This window comes from Polycladospora coralii, from assembly GCF_014773435.2.
Classification (GTDB): domain Bacteria; phylum Bacillota; class Bacilli; order Thermoactinomycetales; family Thermoactinomycetaceae; genus Polycladospora; species Polycladospora coralii.
In genome coordinates this window covers 647,303-666,184 of record NZ_JACXAG020000002.1, presented here as the reverse complement: position 1 = coordinate 666,184, position 18,882 = coordinate 647,303, and the positions used below count along the sequence as shown (strand labels likewise).

General features: G+C 41.8%; 17 protein-coding genes. All 17 read right to left on the bottom strand.

What is annotated here, in order from left to right; genetic code table 11:
• Positions 1-4: 4 nt before the first annotated feature.
• The 17 genes from rsgA to IC619_RS07505 all read right to left on the bottom strand — a co-directional run bounded on the left by rsgA (position 5) and on the right by IC619_RS07505 (position 18,695).
• Entirely contained in the window at positions 5-895 is an 891-nt protein-coding gene (gene rsgA / locus IC619_RS07585; RefSeq protein WP_191140084.1) for a ribosome small subunit-dependent GTPase A, read from the bottom strand.
• Positions 896-908: 13 nt separating this feature from the next.
• Entirely contained in the window at positions 909-2,621 is a 1,713-nt protein-coding gene (gene pknB / locus IC619_RS07580; protein ID WP_249669782.1) for a Stk1 family PASTA domain-containing Ser/Thr kinase, read from the bottom strand.
• A gap of 33 nt (positions 2,622-2,654) precedes the next feature.
• Positions 2,655-3,407: a Stp1/IreP family PP2C-type Ser/Thr phosphatase gene (locus IC619_RS07575; RefSeq protein ID WP_191140082.1), complete on the bottom strand. Its 753-nt coding sequence runs from the start codon at positions 3,405-3,407 to the stop codon at positions 2,655-2,657.
• Between the two features lie 67 nt (positions 3,408-3,474).
• Positions 3,475-4,524: a dual-specificity RNA methyltransferase RlmN gene (rlmN, locus tag IC619_RS07570; RefSeq protein WP_191140081.1), complete on the bottom strand. Its 1,050-nt coding sequence runs from the start codon at positions 4,522-4,524 to the stop codon at positions 3,475-3,477.
• Between the two features lie 81 nt (positions 4,525-4,605).
• Positions 4,606-5,745 (bottom strand): Ger(x)C family spore germination protein, encoded by a 1,140-nt coding sequence (locus tag IC619_RS07565; protein ID WP_191140080.1) that lies wholly within the window; start codon positions 5,743-5,745, stop codon positions 4,606-4,608.
• A complete protein-coding gene (locus IC619_RS07560) occupies positions 5,720-6,883 on the bottom strand; it encodes an endospore germination permease (protein WP_191140079.1) in 1,164 nt (387 codons plus the stop codon). The genes IC619_RS07565 and IC619_RS07560 overlap by 26 nt, the downstream gene beginning before the upstream one ends.
• The gene (locus IC619_RS07555; protein ID WP_249669744.1) at positions 6,883-8,499 is read right to left on the bottom strand and encodes a spore germination protein; all 1,617 of its coding nucleotides are present in this window, start codon (positions 8,497-8,499) and stop codon (positions 6,883-6,885) included. The genes IC619_RS07560 and IC619_RS07555 overlap by 1 nt, the downstream gene beginning before the upstream one ends.
• 125 nt (positions 8,500-8,624) lie before the next feature.
• Positions 8,625-9,989 (bottom strand): 16S rRNA (cytosine(967)-C(5))-methyltransferase RsmB, encoded by a 1,365-nt coding sequence (gene rsmB, locus IC619_RS07550; protein ID WP_249669743.1) that lies wholly within the window; start codon positions 9,987-9,989, stop codon positions 8,625-8,627.
• Between the two features lie 2 nt (positions 9,990-9,991).
• Positions 9,992-10,942, bottom strand: a complete 951-nt coding sequence (gene fmt, locus IC619_RS07545) for a methionyl-tRNA formyltransferase (protein WP_191140078.1) — start codon at positions 10,940-10,942, stop codon at positions 9,992-9,994.
• Between the two features lie 5 nt (positions 10,943-10,947).
• Entirely contained in the window at positions 10,948-11,415 is a 468-nt protein-coding gene (gene def / locus IC619_RS07540) for a peptide deformylase (RefSeq protein WP_191140077.1), read from the bottom strand.
• A gap of 11 nt (positions 11,416-11,426) precedes the next feature.
• On the bottom strand, positions 11,427-13,889 hold the full coding sequence (gene priA / locus IC619_RS07535) for a primosomal protein N' (RefSeq protein WP_191140076.1): 2,463 nt from the start codon (positions 13,887-13,889) through the stop codon (positions 11,427-11,429).
• Positions 13,882-15,081, bottom strand: coding sequence for a bifunctional phosphopantothenoylcysteine decarboxylase/phosphopantothenate--cysteine ligase CoaBC (coaBC, locus tag IC619_RS07530; protein WP_191140197.1), 1,200 nt, complete (start codon positions 15,079-15,081; stop codon positions 13,882-13,884). Before coaBC ends, priA begins: the two co-directional genes overlap by 8 nt.
• A gap of 118 nt (positions 15,082-15,199) precedes the next feature.
• The gene (gene rpoZ, locus IC619_RS07525; RefSeq protein ID WP_191140075.1) at positions 15,200-15,403 is read right to left on the bottom strand and encodes a DNA-directed RNA polymerase subunit omega; all 204 of its coding nucleotides are present in this window, start codon (positions 15,401-15,403) and stop codon (positions 15,200-15,202) included.
• 11 nt (positions 15,404-15,414) lie between these two features.
• Positions 15,415-16,020: a guanylate kinase gene (gene gmk, locus IC619_RS07520; protein ID WP_191140074.1), complete on the bottom strand. Its 606-nt coding sequence runs from the start codon at positions 16,018-16,020 to the stop codon at positions 15,415-15,417.
• Positions 16,021-16,032: 12 nt separating this feature from the next.
• Positions 16,033-16,299, bottom strand: coding sequence for an extracellular matrix/biofilm regulator RemA (remA, locus tag IC619_RS07515; protein ID WP_191140073.1), 267 nt, complete (start codon positions 16,297-16,299; stop codon positions 16,033-16,035).
• 181 nt (positions 16,300-16,480) lie between these two features.
• On the bottom strand, positions 16,481-17,374 hold the full coding sequence (locus IC619_RS07510) for a YicC/YloC family endoribonuclease (protein WP_191140072.1): 894 nt from the start codon (positions 17,372-17,374) through the stop codon (positions 16,481-16,483).
• An 85-nt stretch (positions 17,375-17,459) separates the two neighbouring features.
• Positions 17,460-18,695, bottom strand: a complete 1,236-nt coding sequence (locus tag IC619_RS07505) for an ROK family transcriptional regulator (protein ID WP_191140071.1) — start codon at positions 18,693-18,695, stop codon at positions 17,460-17,462.
• Positions 18,696-18,882 lie beyond the last annotated feature (187 nt).

Here is an 18,882-nt window from a genome sequence, read left to right as displayed (position 1 = left end):
ATGTTTAGTACCTCCGTTGCTGCAACTCTTTAATCTCTCCTAAAAAATGTAAGTAATTCCGGTATCGTTCCAGGTGGATATCTCCAGCTTCAACCGCTTCTTTGATGGCACAATTGGGTTCATTTTCATGTATACAACCACGGAAACGACAATTCCCCGCACGCTCTCGCATTTCTGGAAAATAATCCCCTAGCTCAGTTGGTTCGAATTCTTGAAAGGTGAGCTGACTGAAACCAGGTGTATCGGCAACTTGCCCACCATGCTGTAGTGTGATCAGCTCGACTTGCCGTGTCGTGTGACGCCCTCGTCCCAGTTTATCACTCACTTTTCCTGTTTCTAGCTCACGATCTGGTAAAATGCGATTTAGCAATGAAGATTTACCTACCCCAGACTGACCGGCAAACACTGAAGTTTTTCCCAATAGAAATTCTTCTAGTTCCCGTAATCCGTCTTCATTTTTAACACTAGTCGTCAATATCGGGTAACCGGCTCCCTCATAGATCTTCCAAATCGACTTCAATTCTTCTTCATCTTCTACTAGGTCACGCTTCGTCAAACAAATCACCATCGACAAACCGACGCGCTCTCCATGCACCAAAAATCGATCGACAGGCATTTGCTGAAATTGGGGTTCCCGTAAAGCACAAACCACAATCGCCTGCTCCACATTGGCAATAGGCGGACGCTTTAATTCAGAAGAACGGGGCTGAACAGAGGTAATTACACCTTCATCCAACCCCGTCTCTTCATATGCAACCCAATCGCCAACAAGTGGTGTCAGTTTTTTCTTTTCAAACTTAAAAACCCCACGTGCCCGGCATTGGATTTGATTCCGTTCTTCATTACATACATAATAAAAACCACTAATCGCTTTTACAATCTGCCCAATTGGCATAGGTGACCTCCTTTTAATATTGGTTATATTTAGCAGGGGAGCACTGTCCCTGTGTGATGCTAGGAGTATAAGACTTCACTTCAATGATACCCTCTTCTGTTAGTCTTTGATCATAAACGACATGGGCCGCAACACCAGCGTTCGGATCATTACACCACAGTAATCGCACTTTTTTTCCGCTCGCTATGTCTCCATATTTTAAATTACTTTCTTTTAGACCAATATAATTGACATCCCCTTTAGCCTCTTCACCAGCCCCCACTTTAAGCACAATTTTTGTCGATGGGGTCAGCTCTGCATCTTCTGCTGGGGTTTGGTCAATCACTTCACCCGATTCGCCTTCGACATAGCTCACCTCAGGCTCAGGCATTCCGTTCTTTTTCGCAAATGCTTTTGCCTCGTCGAGGTTTTCAAAAGCTGGCATCACCAGCTCTTGTCCGCCTCCGTTCGCTGTTGGTGGTTCTCCACCAGTAGGACTATCTTCTCCAGCTGAAATCAATCCCCAGATGGAAAACACACCCCACGCGGCTAGGACGATGATCACTAAGAAGGTAAACATACCAAAAAGTAATTTCTGCCACCAAGACATTTTTTGTTGTACATCATCGAGCCAGACTGCTGTTCGTTGGAAAATCGTTTGACCGTCATTGCCACCCACACCGCGAAGGCGTTCTAAATTCATCATCGTTTCTTCACTTACCGTACGATCATGTGATGAACGCTGTCCTGCAGTCGCCGGTCCTGTGCCACGTACTTCTGGACGTTGTGTGGGGGATTGATAATCGCTTCCATTGATAGAGGAGACTGCCGTATGCTTCGCGGTTTCCTCCATCGATAGGGGGATGGTTTGAAATAATTCTTTTTGCTCGCCAGAGCGATAGCCAGGCCAACTTGGCTCTACACCCAGATCATTCTGAACGGCATACTGAATATCTTGCATCATCGCTCGTGCCGATGTGTAGCGCATACTCGGGTCTTTCTCCAAAGCACGCATCACGATGTTAATCATGCTTTCTGGAATTTGCGGATTAACTTCACGTGGATCAATCGGTGTTTCCTGTAAGTGCTTGAGTGCAATACTGATCGCCGAATCACCATCATAAGGAAGCTGACCGGTAAGCATTTCATAGAAGACAACACCGAGTGAGTAGATATCCGATTTCGCACCAATGACACCACCGCGTGCTTGTTCAGGTGAAAAATAATGCACAGATCCCATCACCGAACCTGTTTGCGTAATCGTAGAGGAACTGGCAGCACGTGCAATTCCAAAGTCTGTCACTTTTACTTGTCCATTGGTTCCCAGCAATATATTATGTGGTTTGATATCCCGGTGAACAATTTGTGCATCATGCGCATGAGCAAGCCCATCGCAAATTTGGATCGCGATTTGAGCCGCTTCCTTAACAGGTAAAGGGCCATTTTTTTGAATATGTTCTTTTAAGGTAGGACCCGTTACTAACTCCATCACAATATAATGGGTATAGCCGTCTTTACCTACATCATAAACATTAACAATATTGTGGTGTGATAAACTCGCTGCCGCTTGCGCTTCACGACTAAAACGTCTGATAAATTCAGAATCGTTACTTAGTGATTCATTTAATACTTTAATTGCAACATGTCGATTTAATAAAATATCTTTGGCACGATACACTACCGCCATGCCACCGCCACCTACGCGATTTAGCACTTCATAACGTCCGCCCAGTTTCTTCCCTTCCATCTGCATGGTCACCTCACTCCTCCTTAAATCCGATTAAGACGTAGCTGACCTTTTTTTATTTTTTAGAAGTATTAGCGATATATTATCAGTTCCACCAGCATCTAATGCCAACTGAATGAGATGATCGGCTTTTTCTTCCATATTGAGGGTCGTTGAAGAAAGGATAATCCCAATTTCACGATCTTCAACCATCGTCGTTAACCCATCCGTACATAGCAACAAGATATCCTCATCTTTCCATGGGGTATGAACGAGGTCAACCTCGACTTCCTCGCTACTACCTACTGCCCGTACTATCATATTGCGCTGTGGATGATTTTTTGCCTCTTCTTCTGTAATTTGTCCGTGTTTTTTTAACAGGTTGACGTAGGAATGATCTTCTGTAAGTTGATACAGTCCACCATTATGTAGTAAGTAGGCGCGAGAATCACCTACATGGCCTAGCACAATATCCTCAGTGTCTACGATCGCTGCTACCGCTGTCGTTCCCATCCCTTTAAATTCTTCTTTTTTCTGGGACATCGCAAACACAGCGTCATTTGCCGTTCCAATCGCTTGCAGCAAATAGTTACTCTTTTTATCCGTTGAGGTATTTAATTTTTGTTCGAGCAAGCCCTCCATAATCATTTTCACGACGGTCTGGCTAGCCACATCACCTGCCAAGTGCCCCCCCATCCCATCTGCAACAATTGCCAAGCTGTGACCAGAGCGGAGTTGTTCTAATCCCAGACTATCTTCATTAATTTCACGCACGCGTCCCACATCTGTACGTTTTGCGATTTCCATAACCGGTTACCCCTTTCTCTGTCTCATCTCCTGTATCCAATCCTTGAGAGGGGATTGACCTAAGTCTTTATTTCGATTCCTTCGATTGATTATGTTTGGCTCGTAGTTGACCACAAGCTGCATCAATATCATGTCCTTGTTCTCGCCTAATCGTGGTGTTGACACGATAAGATTCGAGCACTTTTTTAAACTCAAAAATGTGGTTACGAGGCGTTCGAACATAGTTGCGTTCAGGAACATAATTGACAGGAATCAGGTTTACTAAACAATTCATCCCCTTAAGTAATTTGCCCAGTTCATGTGCATGTTCTAGCTTGTCGTTTTGCCCACCAATCAGTGCATATTCAAATGTAAGTCTACGTCCAGTTGTACGCAAATAGTACCAACAAGCATCCAATAATTCTGCTAATGTATGTCTCCGATTTATGGGCATCAAACTAGATCGCAAGGCATCATTAGGAGCATGTAACGAAATCGCCAAGCCAACTTGCCATTTTTCATCCGCAAACTTATAAACATTAGGAACCACGCCACTGGTTGATACCGTAATATGACGTTGCCCAATATTTAAACCGCGTTCATCTAAGAGAACACGAATAAATTGCATCGTTGCATCATAATTTTCAAAAGGTTCTCCTGATCCCATAATAACAACTGACTTTACTCTTTCTTCTGTTTCATCAAGAAATTGTTGCGCCATCAAAACTTGCGCGACAATTTCCCCTGTGGTGAGGTTACGCTTTAACCCGCCAAGTGTGGAAGCACAAAATGTACACCCAATCCGGCATCCTACTTGCGTCGTCACACAAACACTATTGCCATAGTTATGACGCATAATGACCGTTTCAATCGCATGTCCATCATGTAACCCAAATAAAAATTTGACGGTTCCGTCACCGGATTGTTGTTTTGCTAAAATGTTTAACGTGGTAAAAGCAAATTCTTGCTCCAGCAATTGACGTAAACCCTTGGACAAATTGGTCATCTCATCAATTGCATGGACACGTTTTACATACAGCCAGTCCATCATCTGTGAAGCTCTCCATGATTGTTCACCATGATCAAGCATCCACTGTTTCCAATCTTCAAATGTAAAATCATAAATAAAACGTTTCATCTCTATTTCACCAAATTCTCTCATGTATGTGTCAAAACTTTATTCATTATATCAGTTAAAATCTTGAATGAAAAGAGTGCGTCACTTCGCTTCTAGGCCCATGCGTTCAATTGTGACATCATATTGAATGCGAATGGGGATCTCATTTATTTTTTCATTCCAGTCATATTTCTCATATAAATCGTGTTGATAAGCATAGATGCGCTGTCGAAGATCAAATACGTCGGAATGAAATTCAGTCTGTGCTTTCTTGACCAATGTTTGAGCAAGTTTCTCATATTTTTCAATGAATGCTTTTTCTACCTGATTCGTAACCGCAAGTTCACTTAAATCAAGCTTACAACCTCTTTCAATTAATCTTCCTTTTATATGTAGACGCATGTCTACAGCTGGATCATCAGAAATTTCAATCTCGCGCTTCACTTTCATCGGCCATAAGGAAACCTCTCCTTTGGCTCCATCTGGACAATCTGTAGATATGGCCCAGCCTGGTTTTTCATCAACCACATTAAGCAAGATGGAGCTCAATTCTTGCCCCAAAGAACCTACCATATTTTCTCCTTTATATATGGCTAAGCCCATTACTTCAAATGTTTTATCTTTGGCTCCAATATAATGTAAGGCAGGTACTTGATACGGTACATTTCCCCTGCGAACATAAATGTCCCCCAATGAAATATCGGGCAGTCGCCCTCGTTTCACATTGGTATCAATCATATCTCTTAAATAAAGGGTTGGAATCTGTTCCAATTGTGTTTTCACTTGAATGGCATTTTTCGCTTTTCCTTGTACAACAATCGGCCATAATCTTCTACGAAGTTCAGGATTACGCCGTAAATAATCATAAAACTCTGCTGGAAGCGACCGAGCCACTTCCTCTCCTACTAATAAGGTTTGTGTGTGTCCAAAAAAAAGCGGGTAGTTCGTCTGCTTTTGAATTTCTTCAACTGCTTCACTAAGATGTGTCCCTCTACCAGAGAAGATTTCTGTAACACCATCACCTCCACCTCCTCCGCCTGACTCTCCACCCCCTCCAACGATTTTCTGTGGGATCGCCACTTGCATCGTAAGTTCAATGCCATCTTCTTCTTCTGGGTTTTTATCTATTGCTAACGCAACAATCATCGTCCGCTTATCAATTTCTTGCTGTCCCCAACAGCCTGTACTCATCAAGCAAAATATTAAACCAACGATACTAATGGGAAGAAGTTTTTTTCGCATATTTAATCTCCCCTTTTTGTTTACGTATAAGTGCGATCATTAACAGGAGCAAAGGTATACATATTGCAATTCCTAAAGCGATTGCACCATACCATTTTTGAAACGCCCAAATCTCCTGAATACGGTCTGGGTATAATGCGATACCCAGAATGACAAAGGAAAACAAAATGGCTACCCCTTTCCGCCACCGCTCAGTCCACTTCAACGATCCACAAACCATTTCTACAAATGCAACATATAAATTAGCCGCAGAAGTAAAGGCTGTAGAAACCCATAAAAGTAGAATAATCGATTCCATCCTTTCAATCAGCACTGGTATTTGTAAAATTTTAGCAGCTTCAAGAACAGGCCACATCATCTTGGTGACCTCTTCTGGACCAAAAACAGCTAATGTATTAACGCATAATCCCCAGTACAGCAAAAAGGTAAATCCGAAGGCAAGTGAATGTACTTTAAGTGCTTTCTTAGGCTGTTGATAAAACCCGCTAAATACAAGCACAACGGTATATCCCGTAAAAGCGTAGGCCGATGTTAAAACCCCACTTATTAATTGTTCCCATGATACACCCATTAAGGGGAGTACATTCAGCAAACGTCCATGGATGAGGGTTGAAAATATAATCATACCTATGGGGATAAGCGAGAGTGGAAATAAGAGCTCACTAAACTTTGCCAGTACGCTAATTTGACTACAACCTGCTAAACAAACGAGGAGGACAAATGGAACCATAATGGCAAGAAGTGGCGTCTCAGTTAATATCATGATGTGTACGGTTTCACCAAAAGTTCGCGTAATCATAGCTGAACCTGCTAACCACGCTCCAGCTATAGGAATGAGAAGGAGGACAGATAAAATCCGTCCTATCCATACAAATCGTTTACTTCCTAAAATTTTTATCAGATATTCAGCAATCGATTCCTGTGGAAATCGTTGTATCAGCACGGTAATCAGCATCAGAATACACCATACAAGCAGACCCGCAATGATTAATACCCATATGGTGTCATTTCCGACATCGTCTGTAATATTACGTGGTAAATCGAGTACACCTGCCCCAAATATAGTGGAGAATAAAAGCACAAACGATTGATACGATGAAATTGAATACTTCTGAGATTCACGCGTATTTTGACCCACTAGGAATTTTCTCCCCTCTCTCGCTCTACATCATCTGGAGAGTATAATACTGGGCGTGTTTTCATCCATTTCCACGGTACTCGAATGATTGAGTCTTTCAGATCTTGTAAATCAAGCGGTGCGTATGGTGCCATATACGGAACATTGAATGAGCGCAACTGTACCATATGTAATAAAATCAGCATGATCGAAAGCATAATGCCATATAAACCATAGGTGGCTGCTGATGCCATCACAATAAAGCGTAATAAACGGACTGAGATGGCCGCATTGAAATTGGGGTTCGCATAGGAGCTAATGGTGGTTAGCCCAACCACAATCACCACTGCTGGAGAAACGAGCCCCGCACTCACAGCAGCATTTCCAATGACGAGCCCCCCCACAATACCGATAGTGGGTCCCATTGGTCCTGGTAAACGAATGCTTGCTTCTCGTAAAATTTCGACACTCACTTCCATGGCAATCGCTTCAAAAAACGGACTAAAGGGTACAATTGCTCGGGCTGCGGCCATTGCAATCGCAAATTTAGAGGGCAACATCTCAGGATGAAAAGTGGCAAATGCAATATAGAGAGAAGGTAAGAGCAAGGCAATAAATAAGCTAATCAAGCGAATGATGCGTAAAAAGGTAGCGATCAAGTATCGTTCATAATAATCTTCGGGGCTATTGTAAAATTGAGTGAAAATACTAGGCGCAATTAATGCATGTGGCGTCCCATCAACTAAAATCGCTACTTTTCCTTCCAATAAGTGTGCAACAACAGCATCAGGTCTTTCTGTATTTTGCATTAAAGGAAAAGGTGTCCATATCTGATCTTGAATCAGTTCCTCAATATATCCTGATTCTAAAATCCCATCAATTTTAATAGCTTCGATTCGCTTATTTACTTCATTTACCATCTCATCATCTGCGACGCCTTCAATATGTAGTACCATCACTCCTGTTTTGGTCCGCTCCCCAACTGTAAAACTTTTTATTCTTAGTTGCGGATCTTTTAACCGTCTGCGAATCATAGATAGACTGATGCATATGGTTTCATTTAACGCTTCCTGCGAGCCCCGAATTACAGACTCTGCTCTGGTATTGGAAATGCCTTTTGCTACCCAACCTTTGCTCCCAATCACCAGACCTTTGTCAAACCCATCCATTAGTAAGACGGTATCACCCATCAAAATCGCGTCTACCGCTTCCTTAAAATGTGTAATTTCTTTGATCTCGCCAGCTTCAACAATATTTTTTGTGATTTCTTCCCAAATGTCTCCCTTATTTTGGGGTTCACTCTCATTTTGAAGCAACGGCCGGATCACAAAGTTTTGAACGAGATCCTTGTTGGCTAATTCATCCAGATAGACAATGCCGATTTCTTGTTGGAGCGTCCCTCCCCAGTCCATCGTACGTGCAATCAAATCCCCACTTTCGCCAAATGATTTTTTTAAAGCCTCCATTTCTACTTTAAGATCCGTGGAAAGCTTAACATCTTCTACGTGTTCTTCTAGTTGCTGTTGATAGTGTTTCTCTAGTAATTGCTGTTTTCGTAACTTATTTTTCGTCTTTAAGATTCGAAAATTTTTTCCATCATTAGCCATATCTGCATCACCAGTTTTAACCTTCCACATTCCCCCTTAAAACATACAAAAAAAACCAACCTTGTTGATTTGCATGATTTTCCCATATGAAATGTCGTGTATTTTGCTTTCCATACACCGCTCTGCGAAAAAAAATAGCGAAATGACATTTGTGTTCAAATGTCATTTCGCTTGTGTAATCTGGCGATAAAGAAACCATCACTATGAAAATGATGTGGAAGGATTTGTAACCAACCAGGGCCAAATATGGCTTTTGCCTCCACTTCTGAAGGTAATAACTGCGGTTCTAATGCCACTTCAAACTCCGGATGTCGTTTAAGAAATGCTGCTACTTGATCCTGATTTTCAGCTTTTTCAAAAGTACACGTACTGTAAACGAGTGTACCTCCCGGATTTAAAAGTTGAGCTGCTTCTTCTAATAACTCGGCTTGAATACGTACCAGTCCCTCAATATGCTGCGGTTTTTTTGTCCATTTAATCTCTGGCTTTCTCCGAATTACACCTAATCCAGAACAGGGCGCATCTAATAATATAGCATCGAACTTCTCATTCGGTATTTTCCGGGAAATATAGCGACTATCTCCACTCAATACCCTTACATTTGTAAAGCCTAACCGTTTTATGTGTGCTTCTATCAAAGCAAGCTTATGCGGATGAAGATCACAAGCAACAACCTTTCCTTGGTTCTCCATGATTTGGGCGATATGCGTTGCTTTACCGCCTGGAGCAGCGCACATATCTAATACTGTCATGTCAGGGGTAGGCGCAAGGATCTCTCCTACTAACATTGAACTTTCATCTTGTATCGTGAAGTATCCGATTTCAAATAACTCGCTGTATGCTGGGTTTCCACTTCCAGATAAAATAACACCGTCTTGTGTTACAGTAGAAGCTCGCGCTACACCCTTCTCACTCTGATTCCACAATTCAATAAACGCTTGTCTGCTTATTTTGCTCGTATTTATTCGTACACTTAGTTGCGGTGGAAGTAAACTATCTGCAAGCCATTGCTGTGTCTCAGTAACACCATAAGCATCTTCCATATGCTGGATCATCCATTTAGGAAAAGAATAGGTCAACGATTGCTCAGCATGTGTTTGGGGTTGTGCAGGCGGTGTTAGTGCTTCACTTCGACGTAAAAAACCACGAAGCACACCATTTACCAGTCCAGCTATCCCTTTATGGCTCCGGTTTTTACTATATTGAACCGCTTCGTGTACGACCGCTCGCTCAGGTATTTTATCTAAAAATAATAACTGATATATACTAATTCGCAATACCTGCCGCACCCATGCTTCTAATGTGTGTACACCTTTTTTCACCAATTGATTGAGGACCCAATCAATCGTATTTAATCGTTGAATCGTTCCATAAAATAGTTCAGTGACCAAGCCTTTATCACGTGGTGATAACTTAGCATGACGAAGCGCTTGGTTAAGTAATAAATTACTATATGCTTGCTTTTCCTCCCATTCCGTCAAGAGATCGACGGCTAATGAGCGGGCTGAATCTTTTTCCATGATTACTCCCCTAACTTCTCACCCATATCGAGTTGGCGTCCACGCAAAAATTGTTCGACATCCATTCTTTTCTTGCCCGCAGGTTGAAGTTCCATAATAGACAAACAGCCTTCACCTGTAGCCACAACAATCCCATTCGAGTCGATCTGTTGTATGGTACCTGGCTCTGCTTTGACCTCATCATCGACCGCTTCCGCCCACCAAATTTTAAGTGGCTCTCCTTGCCATAAAGTATACGCAACCGGCCATGGATGTAATCCGCGAACTTGATCGGCCAGTGCAGAAGCAGCGCGCGTCCAATCCAACTTTTCGTCTTCTCTTTTAATATTAGGTGAATAGGTTACTTGACGCTCATCCTGTGGAATCGCTTTTATGTCACCACGTTTAAGTTTAGCAATCACTTCAGCCAATAACGTTGAGCCGAGTTGACTTAATTTATCATGCATCGTCCCCACATGATCATCTTTTTCGATGGGGATCGCACGTTGCACGATCATATCCCCCGCATCTAAAGCTTTTACCATGTACATAATGGTTACGCCTGTTTCTTTTTCACCATTTATAATGGCTTGATGAATCGGAGCCCCCCCTCTATACTTGGGCAGTAGCGAGGCATGAATATTCATACATCCATGTGGTGGGGTTTGTAATAATGATTCTGGCAAAATTTGTCCATAGGCAGCCGTTATAATTAAATCAGGTTCATATTGGAAAAGCTCTGCCAGTGCTTCCGGATCACGAACTTTTTCTGGTTGTAACACAGGGATACCATTTTCTACTGCTACCCTTTTGACAGGTGAAGGGATTCGTTCTTTTTTACGACCCTTAGGTCGATCAGGCTGAGTCACAACTGCCACTACCTCTTCTTGGGACTCTATCAGCATCTCCAAAGCTGGCACTGCAAAATCTGGTGTTCCCATAAATACGATACGAAGTGGACGTTCTCCCGGCATCAAGCTCACTCCCTTTCTTGCGGTCGAAATGTTTTTTCGGCTACATCGATAAACAAGACCCCATTTAAATGATCTATTTCATGTTGAAACGCGACTGCAAGATACCCATCTGCTTCGATTTCAATCTCTTCACCAAAGCGATTTTGGCCTTTTATCTTCACATATTCAGCACGTCTGACGTGACCTAGTAAATTGGGGATACTTAAACACCCTTCGGCCACAGCATTTTGTTCTCCTCGTCTTTCAACCACCTCCGGATTTACAACTTCGTATAATTCAACACCGATATCTACAACGATAACTCGCTTCAAAATCCCCACTTGTGGTGCCGCAAGACCTACACCTGGTGCATCATACATCGTTTCTACCATGTCATCAATCAATTTGTGTAAACGCGCGTGAAATTTCGTTACCGCTTTTGCCTTTTGTTTTAATACTGGATCGGGATATTGTACAATACTTCGAATAGCCATCTTAAAACCTCCTAATCTTTTTTCCAATCTTGTGTCCAGCGACCTTCACGATCAACGTGGATGCGAAGCGCAGCATCATCTGTTTGAATCGCATTACGTACGACTTCTTTAACAAGATGATTATGTTCTGGAATAAGCTGATATTTAATCATCATTTGCATACGATAACGATCTTTTAATTTAGGCATCGATGCAGGTACTGGGCCTAGTAATTGAGCAATATCTTGTAAGCCGAGCTGTAATTGACTGGCCATCTGCTGAGAAGCATGCATCAACTTTAGACGATCTGGATGACTTAGTATTAATGTAAATAAACCATAATAAGGTGGATAGTGCAAATTGCGACGCATTTGACATTCTGTACGGTAAAACGATTCCATTTGATAATGGGCCGCGTAATCAATACTATAATGATCACCGTTATAGGATTGTATGAAAACACGCCCTGGACGTTCATGTCGGCCTGCACGCCCACTCACTTGCGTGAGTAACTGAAAGGTACGTTCGCCTGCTTTGTAATGCGGTAAATGCAAAGTGGTATCAGCTGCAATTACGCCTACTACTGTCACTTTAGGAAAATCGAGTCCTTTCGCAATCATCTGTGTCCCAACCAGTACATCAGCCTTCCCTTCGCCAAATTGTCGTAAGAGTCGTTCATGTGCCCCTTTTTTTCCCGTGGTATCCACATCCATACGAATCACTCGAATATTTTCTAATGTACGTTTTAACTCTTCCTCTACCTTTTGTGTACCCGTTCCAAAATGGCGAATATGTCGACTCTGACACGAGGGACATTCCGTAGGGAGGCCCGTAGCATACCCACAATAATGGCAACGTACAGATTGATTGGTCTGATGATACGTAAGCGCGATTTCACAATGTGGACATGCTACCGTTTCACCACATTCTCTACATAGGACAAACGTAGAAAACCCACGCCGATTAAGAAAAAGAACAGCTTGTTCACCTTTTTCTATACAGGCTACAATGGCGGAGTGCAAGGCTCTACTAAACATACTTCGATTTCCGATTTTAAGTTCTTCACGCATATCGACAACTTCAATCGTAGGTAGTGCTCTCCCCTGTACCCGCTCACGCATTTGCACCCATGTTAATTCACCCGTACGTGCAGCATAATAAGTTTCTACAGCAGGGGTGGCAGTGCCGAGGACTAGTAAAGCTTGATGATGTTGTGCGCGCCAGTTTGCGACTTCCCGGGCGTGATACTTCGGATGCTCTTCTTGTTTATATGTTGTCTCATGCTCTTCATCAATGATGATTAACCCAATATGAGCAAAAGGAGCAAAGATAGCAGAGCGAGCACCAATGGCTATCTTAACTTGTCCCGAGCGTATTTTACGCCATTCATCAAAGCGTTCACCAGCTGATAACCCACTATGTAATACAGCCACTAATTCCCCAAATCGCCCTTTAAATCGCTCCACCATCTGGGGTGTGAGAGAAATTTCGGGAACGAGTACGATACATTCTTTTCCTTTTTTCAAAGCGACCTCAATTAACTGCAAGTAAACCTCTGTCTTACCACTTCCTGTCACACCATGTAGGAGTACTGAAGCATAATGCCCATTCTCGATCGCAACCACCATTTGGTGATAAGCTTGTTGTTGCTCAGTTGTTAAAGGAAGGGGGGTAGTGCGTTGATAGGTGCGATTTTGATAGGGATCGCGGAAACGCTCGCGCTCTTCCATTTTTATGATACCATGATCCATTAATTTCCGAACGGTGGGTCGCGTTGTTTTCATTTCGGTTAATAGAGATTGTAAAGGAATTTCATGATGATTTTCGATAAAATACGAAACCAATTCCCGTTGTTTTTTTGCTTGCTTGGGTAATTGGATGAGCGCTTCCTGCAATACCCCTTTTTCTGCGGGTAGTAGCCAGCCTACTTTTTGTTTCGTTACGCGATCACCGACCTGCTCTTCAACACGAATTAAGCCATTCTCCATCAGCTTTCTGATCAGAATTCGATCCTGTTCAACAACCTGTAAAGCTTGCTCTAACATAAGCAGGCCTTTTTCTTGTAAGGCTTGTATTAATTGATCAACTACACGCGATTTCTCGCCCTTGATGATTGGATCTGTCTGATCACCTAAAGTAACCACTTTGCGATACTTCCCCTTCAAAACAGCCGGGATCATAGATTGAAAGGCTGTGATGGTGTGACAGAGATAGGTATCAGCCATATAAAATCCCAATTGGATCAATTCAGTTGTAAGAGGAGGCGTTACATCTAAAACATCTAGAATGGCCTTTACGCGCTTCGTGTCAGTCGTTGTTTTACAGCGCGTTACATAACCAATCAACTTACGCGGTCCAAACGGTACAAGCACGCGACTACCTACGCGTATATCTGCACGAAAGGACTCCGGTATCGCATAATCAAAAGCACGATCTGTATTTTTAACGGGTACATCAACGTAAATCTCTGCATATTGATGCATAACGTCAATCATGTAAGCGTTCCCCTATAACGGCAATCAATTCGGTTGCTACTTTTTGCTTCGTCATCTGTGGTAACTGCTTCACACATCCATTTGCATCGTATAGGGTGACAATATTTGTATCTGTACCAAAGCCAGCACCTTCAAGTGTGACATCATTGGCCACAATCAAATCCATCCCTTTACGCTTCAATTTGTCTATAGCATGTTTCTCTACATCGTTTGTCTCAGCTGCAAACCCTACAAAGATTTGATTCGCTTTTTTTCTTTTCCCCACTTCTGCCGCAATATCAGTCGTTTTCTCCAATGTTAACGTCAGTTCATGATCATTTTTCTTGATTTTTTGTGTTTGAACGACCTTCGGTCTATAATCTGCAACAGCCGCCGCTTTAATAATGATATCCGAATCCGCTAATCTTTTTAACACTTCTTCTTTCATCTCTTCAGCAGTTTGAATTGAAAAACGCTCTACACCCGCTGGTGTTTGAAGTGGTACAGGACCACTAATAATCGTAACTTCTGCTCCAGCTTCAGCTGCTACTTCAGCAATCGCATATCCCATCTTCCCCGACGAGTGATTTGAGAAGAAACGTACTGGATCAACTGGTTCTATCGTCGGTCCTGCTGTAATTAAAACCTTTTTACCGCGAAGTGGTTGTTTTTTCATAAAAAAAGAGGCGATATATGCCATAATCTCCTCAGGCTCAGCCATACGACCTTTCCCCACATAGCCACATGCTAATGGTCCGCTCCCCGGTTCAATAAAATGAATACCTAATCCCTGCAACTGATCCATATTCTGACGCACAGTCGGATGATCATACATATGCACGTTCATAGCAGGCGCTATCATAACTGGAGCTGTGGTCGCTAAACAAGTGGTAGACAACATATCATCCGCAATGCCATGTGCTAGTTTAGCTATTACATTGGCGGTTGCAGGTGCAATAACAACAAGATCCGCATGATCCGCAATATCGATATGAGATACCACTTCTGGATCTTTTTCATCAAATGTATCTATGGCTACTTCATGTTTCGATAAGATCTGCAAGGTTAAAGGTGTAATAAACTTAGTCGCTGACTGAGTCATAATAACGCGTACATCTGCTCCAGCTTGTGTCAGTTGGCTCGCGAGTGTCGCTGCTTTATAAGCGGCAATCCCCCCAGAAATTCCTAATACAATTCGCTTCCCGCGCATGATTGCATCCGCCTTTCCTATGAAATACCCCATATAAAAATAACAACCTAAATGGAGTTGCACAGACATCTGTCACTTCATCCGTCGCAACTTCATACAGGTTGTTTGGTTATATTTCGACTTATTTCTTGCCTACGCGCTCAGGAGAATTTAAGAGATCATTTGAAATTTCTTCTAATGCCACGCCTACATTTTTACTTGAAAAAGGAATTAATTGTGCATCTTGTCCTTCTAAAAGTTTGCGGGCACGCTTAGCAGCTAATACCACTAGTGAGTATTTGCTGTCCGCTTTATTCATCAATTCATCAATTGATGGATACAACATATTATCGCCTCCTATCCATTCATCATTACAATTCGATCTTTCTTACAATGCTCGGCTGTAATAATAGCATCTATGCGTTCACAAGCTGCTTCAACACGATCGTTGATCACCACATAATCATAGTACTGAACATGTTTAAATTCGTCAGTTGCAGCACCTAGGCGATTATGAATAGAAGCCTCCGTTTCACTACCACGTCCCACAATTCGTTCTCTTAAATCGTCTATACTTGGCGGTAGTAAGAATATAAATATGCCATTAGAGAAACGTTGTTTTACTTGTTGGGCACCTTGCACATCAATCTCCAGTAAAACATCTTTTCCTGAACGCAACGTATCCTCAACAAATCTTCGGGGTGTTCCATAGTAATTACCCACGTACTGTGCCCACTCAATGAGCTCTTCATTTTGTATCATCTTCTTAAATGAAGTCTCTGTCTCAAAAAAGTAATTTACACCATGTTCTTCGCCCTCACGTGGTTGACGTGTGGTAGCGGAGACTGAATAGGTTAAGTCTGTCTTTTTCTCGCGCAGTGCCGCGCAGACTGTACCTTTGCCTACACCTGACGGTCCAGATACAACAATAAGTAAGCCATCATTTTGATAATTAGCCTTCATAACTTGTCCTTCCTACTCTACAAGATCATCAGTTTGTTCTTTACTTGCTAGACGATGTGCAACCGTTTCAGGTTGTACAGCAGATAAGATGACATGATCGCTATCGGTAATAATGACTGCACGTGTCCGCCGCCCATATGTAGCATCAACCAGAACGCCTCGATCTCGTGCTTCCTGTATGATTCTCTTAATCGGTGCGGAATCTGGACTTACAATCGACACAATCCGATTGGCTGACACAATATTACCAAACCCAATATTTATTAATTTGATTCCCAAACTTAAAGACCTCCCCCACCTCAAATAATTCTTGTCTGATTAAACGATTTTCCAGTTTGTTAGGATCAATCAATGCTCTTTCGAGACGATTTAAACATCCTACATCTACTTATGTGATCCTACTACGCTATTTTAGACGCTTTTTTACATGGAAGCAACACAGAATCAATATTCAATCTAATTACTCTATATTTTGCACTTGTTCTTTCATTTTCTCAATTTCACTCTTTGCTTCTACAACTAACGTATTCAGTTCAGTAAAATGTGATTTTGCACCAATTGTATTTAGTTCGCGATGAAATTCTTGCAATAAAAAATCTAATTTCCGTCCCATCGGTTCCTGCATTCCCATGCTTTTCTTAAATTGGATAAGATGGCTACGGATACGAATCAACTCTTCGCTAATATCTGCTTTTTCTGCAAGTATTGCTACTTCTGTTAATAATTTCTCTTGCTCATAGTTTACGTCATCTAGTAACTGTTCTATACGTAGACGAAAGCGTTGTTCTAGCTGTTTTCTAGCGAGCGGTACCTTCTTTTCCATTTGTTGGATAATATCTTCCATATTTTTTAGTCGCTGTTCTAGATCTTGTGCTAAATAGCTACCTTCCTGTTTGCGCATGCGATTTAATGTTTCACATGCTCCTTCTAATGCTTGGCTTAAGGGAATCGAAATATGATCGGTATCCCACTTGTGTTCATGAATAATCCAAAACTCTGGTTTATGTATAAAGTCTGAAACCGTAAATTCAGCTTTAATCCCTAACTTAGATTCCAGCTGTTTGCTATGTTCCATAAATCCATGTACGAGATCCCAATCCACTTCAACTTTGCGCTGTGGTGTTTTTTTCCACTCCAATTGCACAAAAGTATCGACACGACCCCGCTTCACCCATTGTCCTACTTTTTTCTTAATCTCCTCTTCTAATCCCATTAACCCATGAGGGAGTTTAGAGACGACTTCTAAGAAGCGATGATTTACTGAGCGCAATTCCACCACAATGCTTAATTCATCTGTTTCCGCTGTTGCTCTTCCATAACCAGTCATGCTCACTAGGCTATATTGATCTTCCAAATTTCATCCCCTCCCTTTTCAAAAAAACGAAACCATTCACTCATGAACAGATTTGCTAAATCGGTTTACTTCGCAAAAGAAAGGTTCACCACTGTTCGCCTTTTCTAAGCGTACTATGATCAATTTCATCAATATGAGGATCAAATATTTTTTTTAAGGCAAGTGTAAATGCGCCCATCACTGGCGCTACTTTTCCAAGTTTTGTTTGCACAATCGAAACTTGACTACTCACATGTGCAAGCAAATAAGCGTGGACAGCCTCTTGTAAGGGCTCTGCACGTGATACACCACCATGCAAGATAACACAATCAGGATCTAGCACATGGATTAAGTTGGTGATTTCCATTCCCAGATATTGACCTGCTTCACCAAGTAATCGAATCGCTAGTACATCACCTTCCATCGCAGCTGTATAAACATCTTTACTGGTTAGATCTGCTCCTGACTGTTTCTGTACGCTTTGATGCAAAATAGAAGATTCACCGTCTGCAAGTGCTTGTTTCGCCCGTCTGACAATACCTGGTGCTCCTACGAAAGCAGCTAGACAGCCTCTTTTTCCACAACTACATGCTGGTCCATCTAAATCAATCGGGGTGTGCTCAATCTCACCAGCACTATAATGCGCACCGTAGTAAAGCTCCTGATTGAGCATGATCCCAGCACCGATTCTGGTTCCAACTTTCACACAAATAAAGTTATTCAGATCACGACCTTGGCCAAACCAATTTTCAGCTAATGCAATGGCACGCACATCGTGATCCACTTCAATCGGAATATGAAAACGAGACTCTAAATGCGTTTTAATCGGAATATTTTCAAGTTTTAAGTTTGGTACCCATTTGGCTTCACCTTTTAAGGGATTCACTTGTCCTTGTATGCCTATTCCAACACCTAAAGTTGGTTTTTCATCTGCCTTAGACTTCTCAAGTGCTAAACTAACTGCATTTGTGAGCTCTTTAAGAAATTCTTCTTTTGTTGGATGTTCTGAAATTTCCAATTCTAACTTATGATTAATTGTACCATCTAAATTGGCCACAGCAACATCTATTCCACGTTCTCTGATATAAATACCGATCACACTAAAGTGTCTATTGTTCACTTCAAGCATAATCGGTTTTCTACCACCTGTAGATGTACCTAAATCACTTTCTACGACAAGATGGTCATCTAATAATTCATTTACAATATTAGTCACTGTTGGTGGTGTTAATTTGGTTATTTTTGCAATTTCTGCACGTGAGATCGGACCATGCAAACGAATCATATTTAATATCGTTGATTTATTTAATGACTTCATCCATTGAAAGCTACCCGTTTTCATATGCGCTCTCCCTCATTCAAGAGAATGTAAAGCTATACAACTTTCCTGCATAACATTTATAATCATATCACTTAAGTCGTTCACAAAAAACAAACAATTGTTTAAAGAAAAGCATTGGAGAAATAATTATTTTAATGATAGAGTCCCATTTCATATGTGTCAACATGATTCATTTTCCTATCTTTTC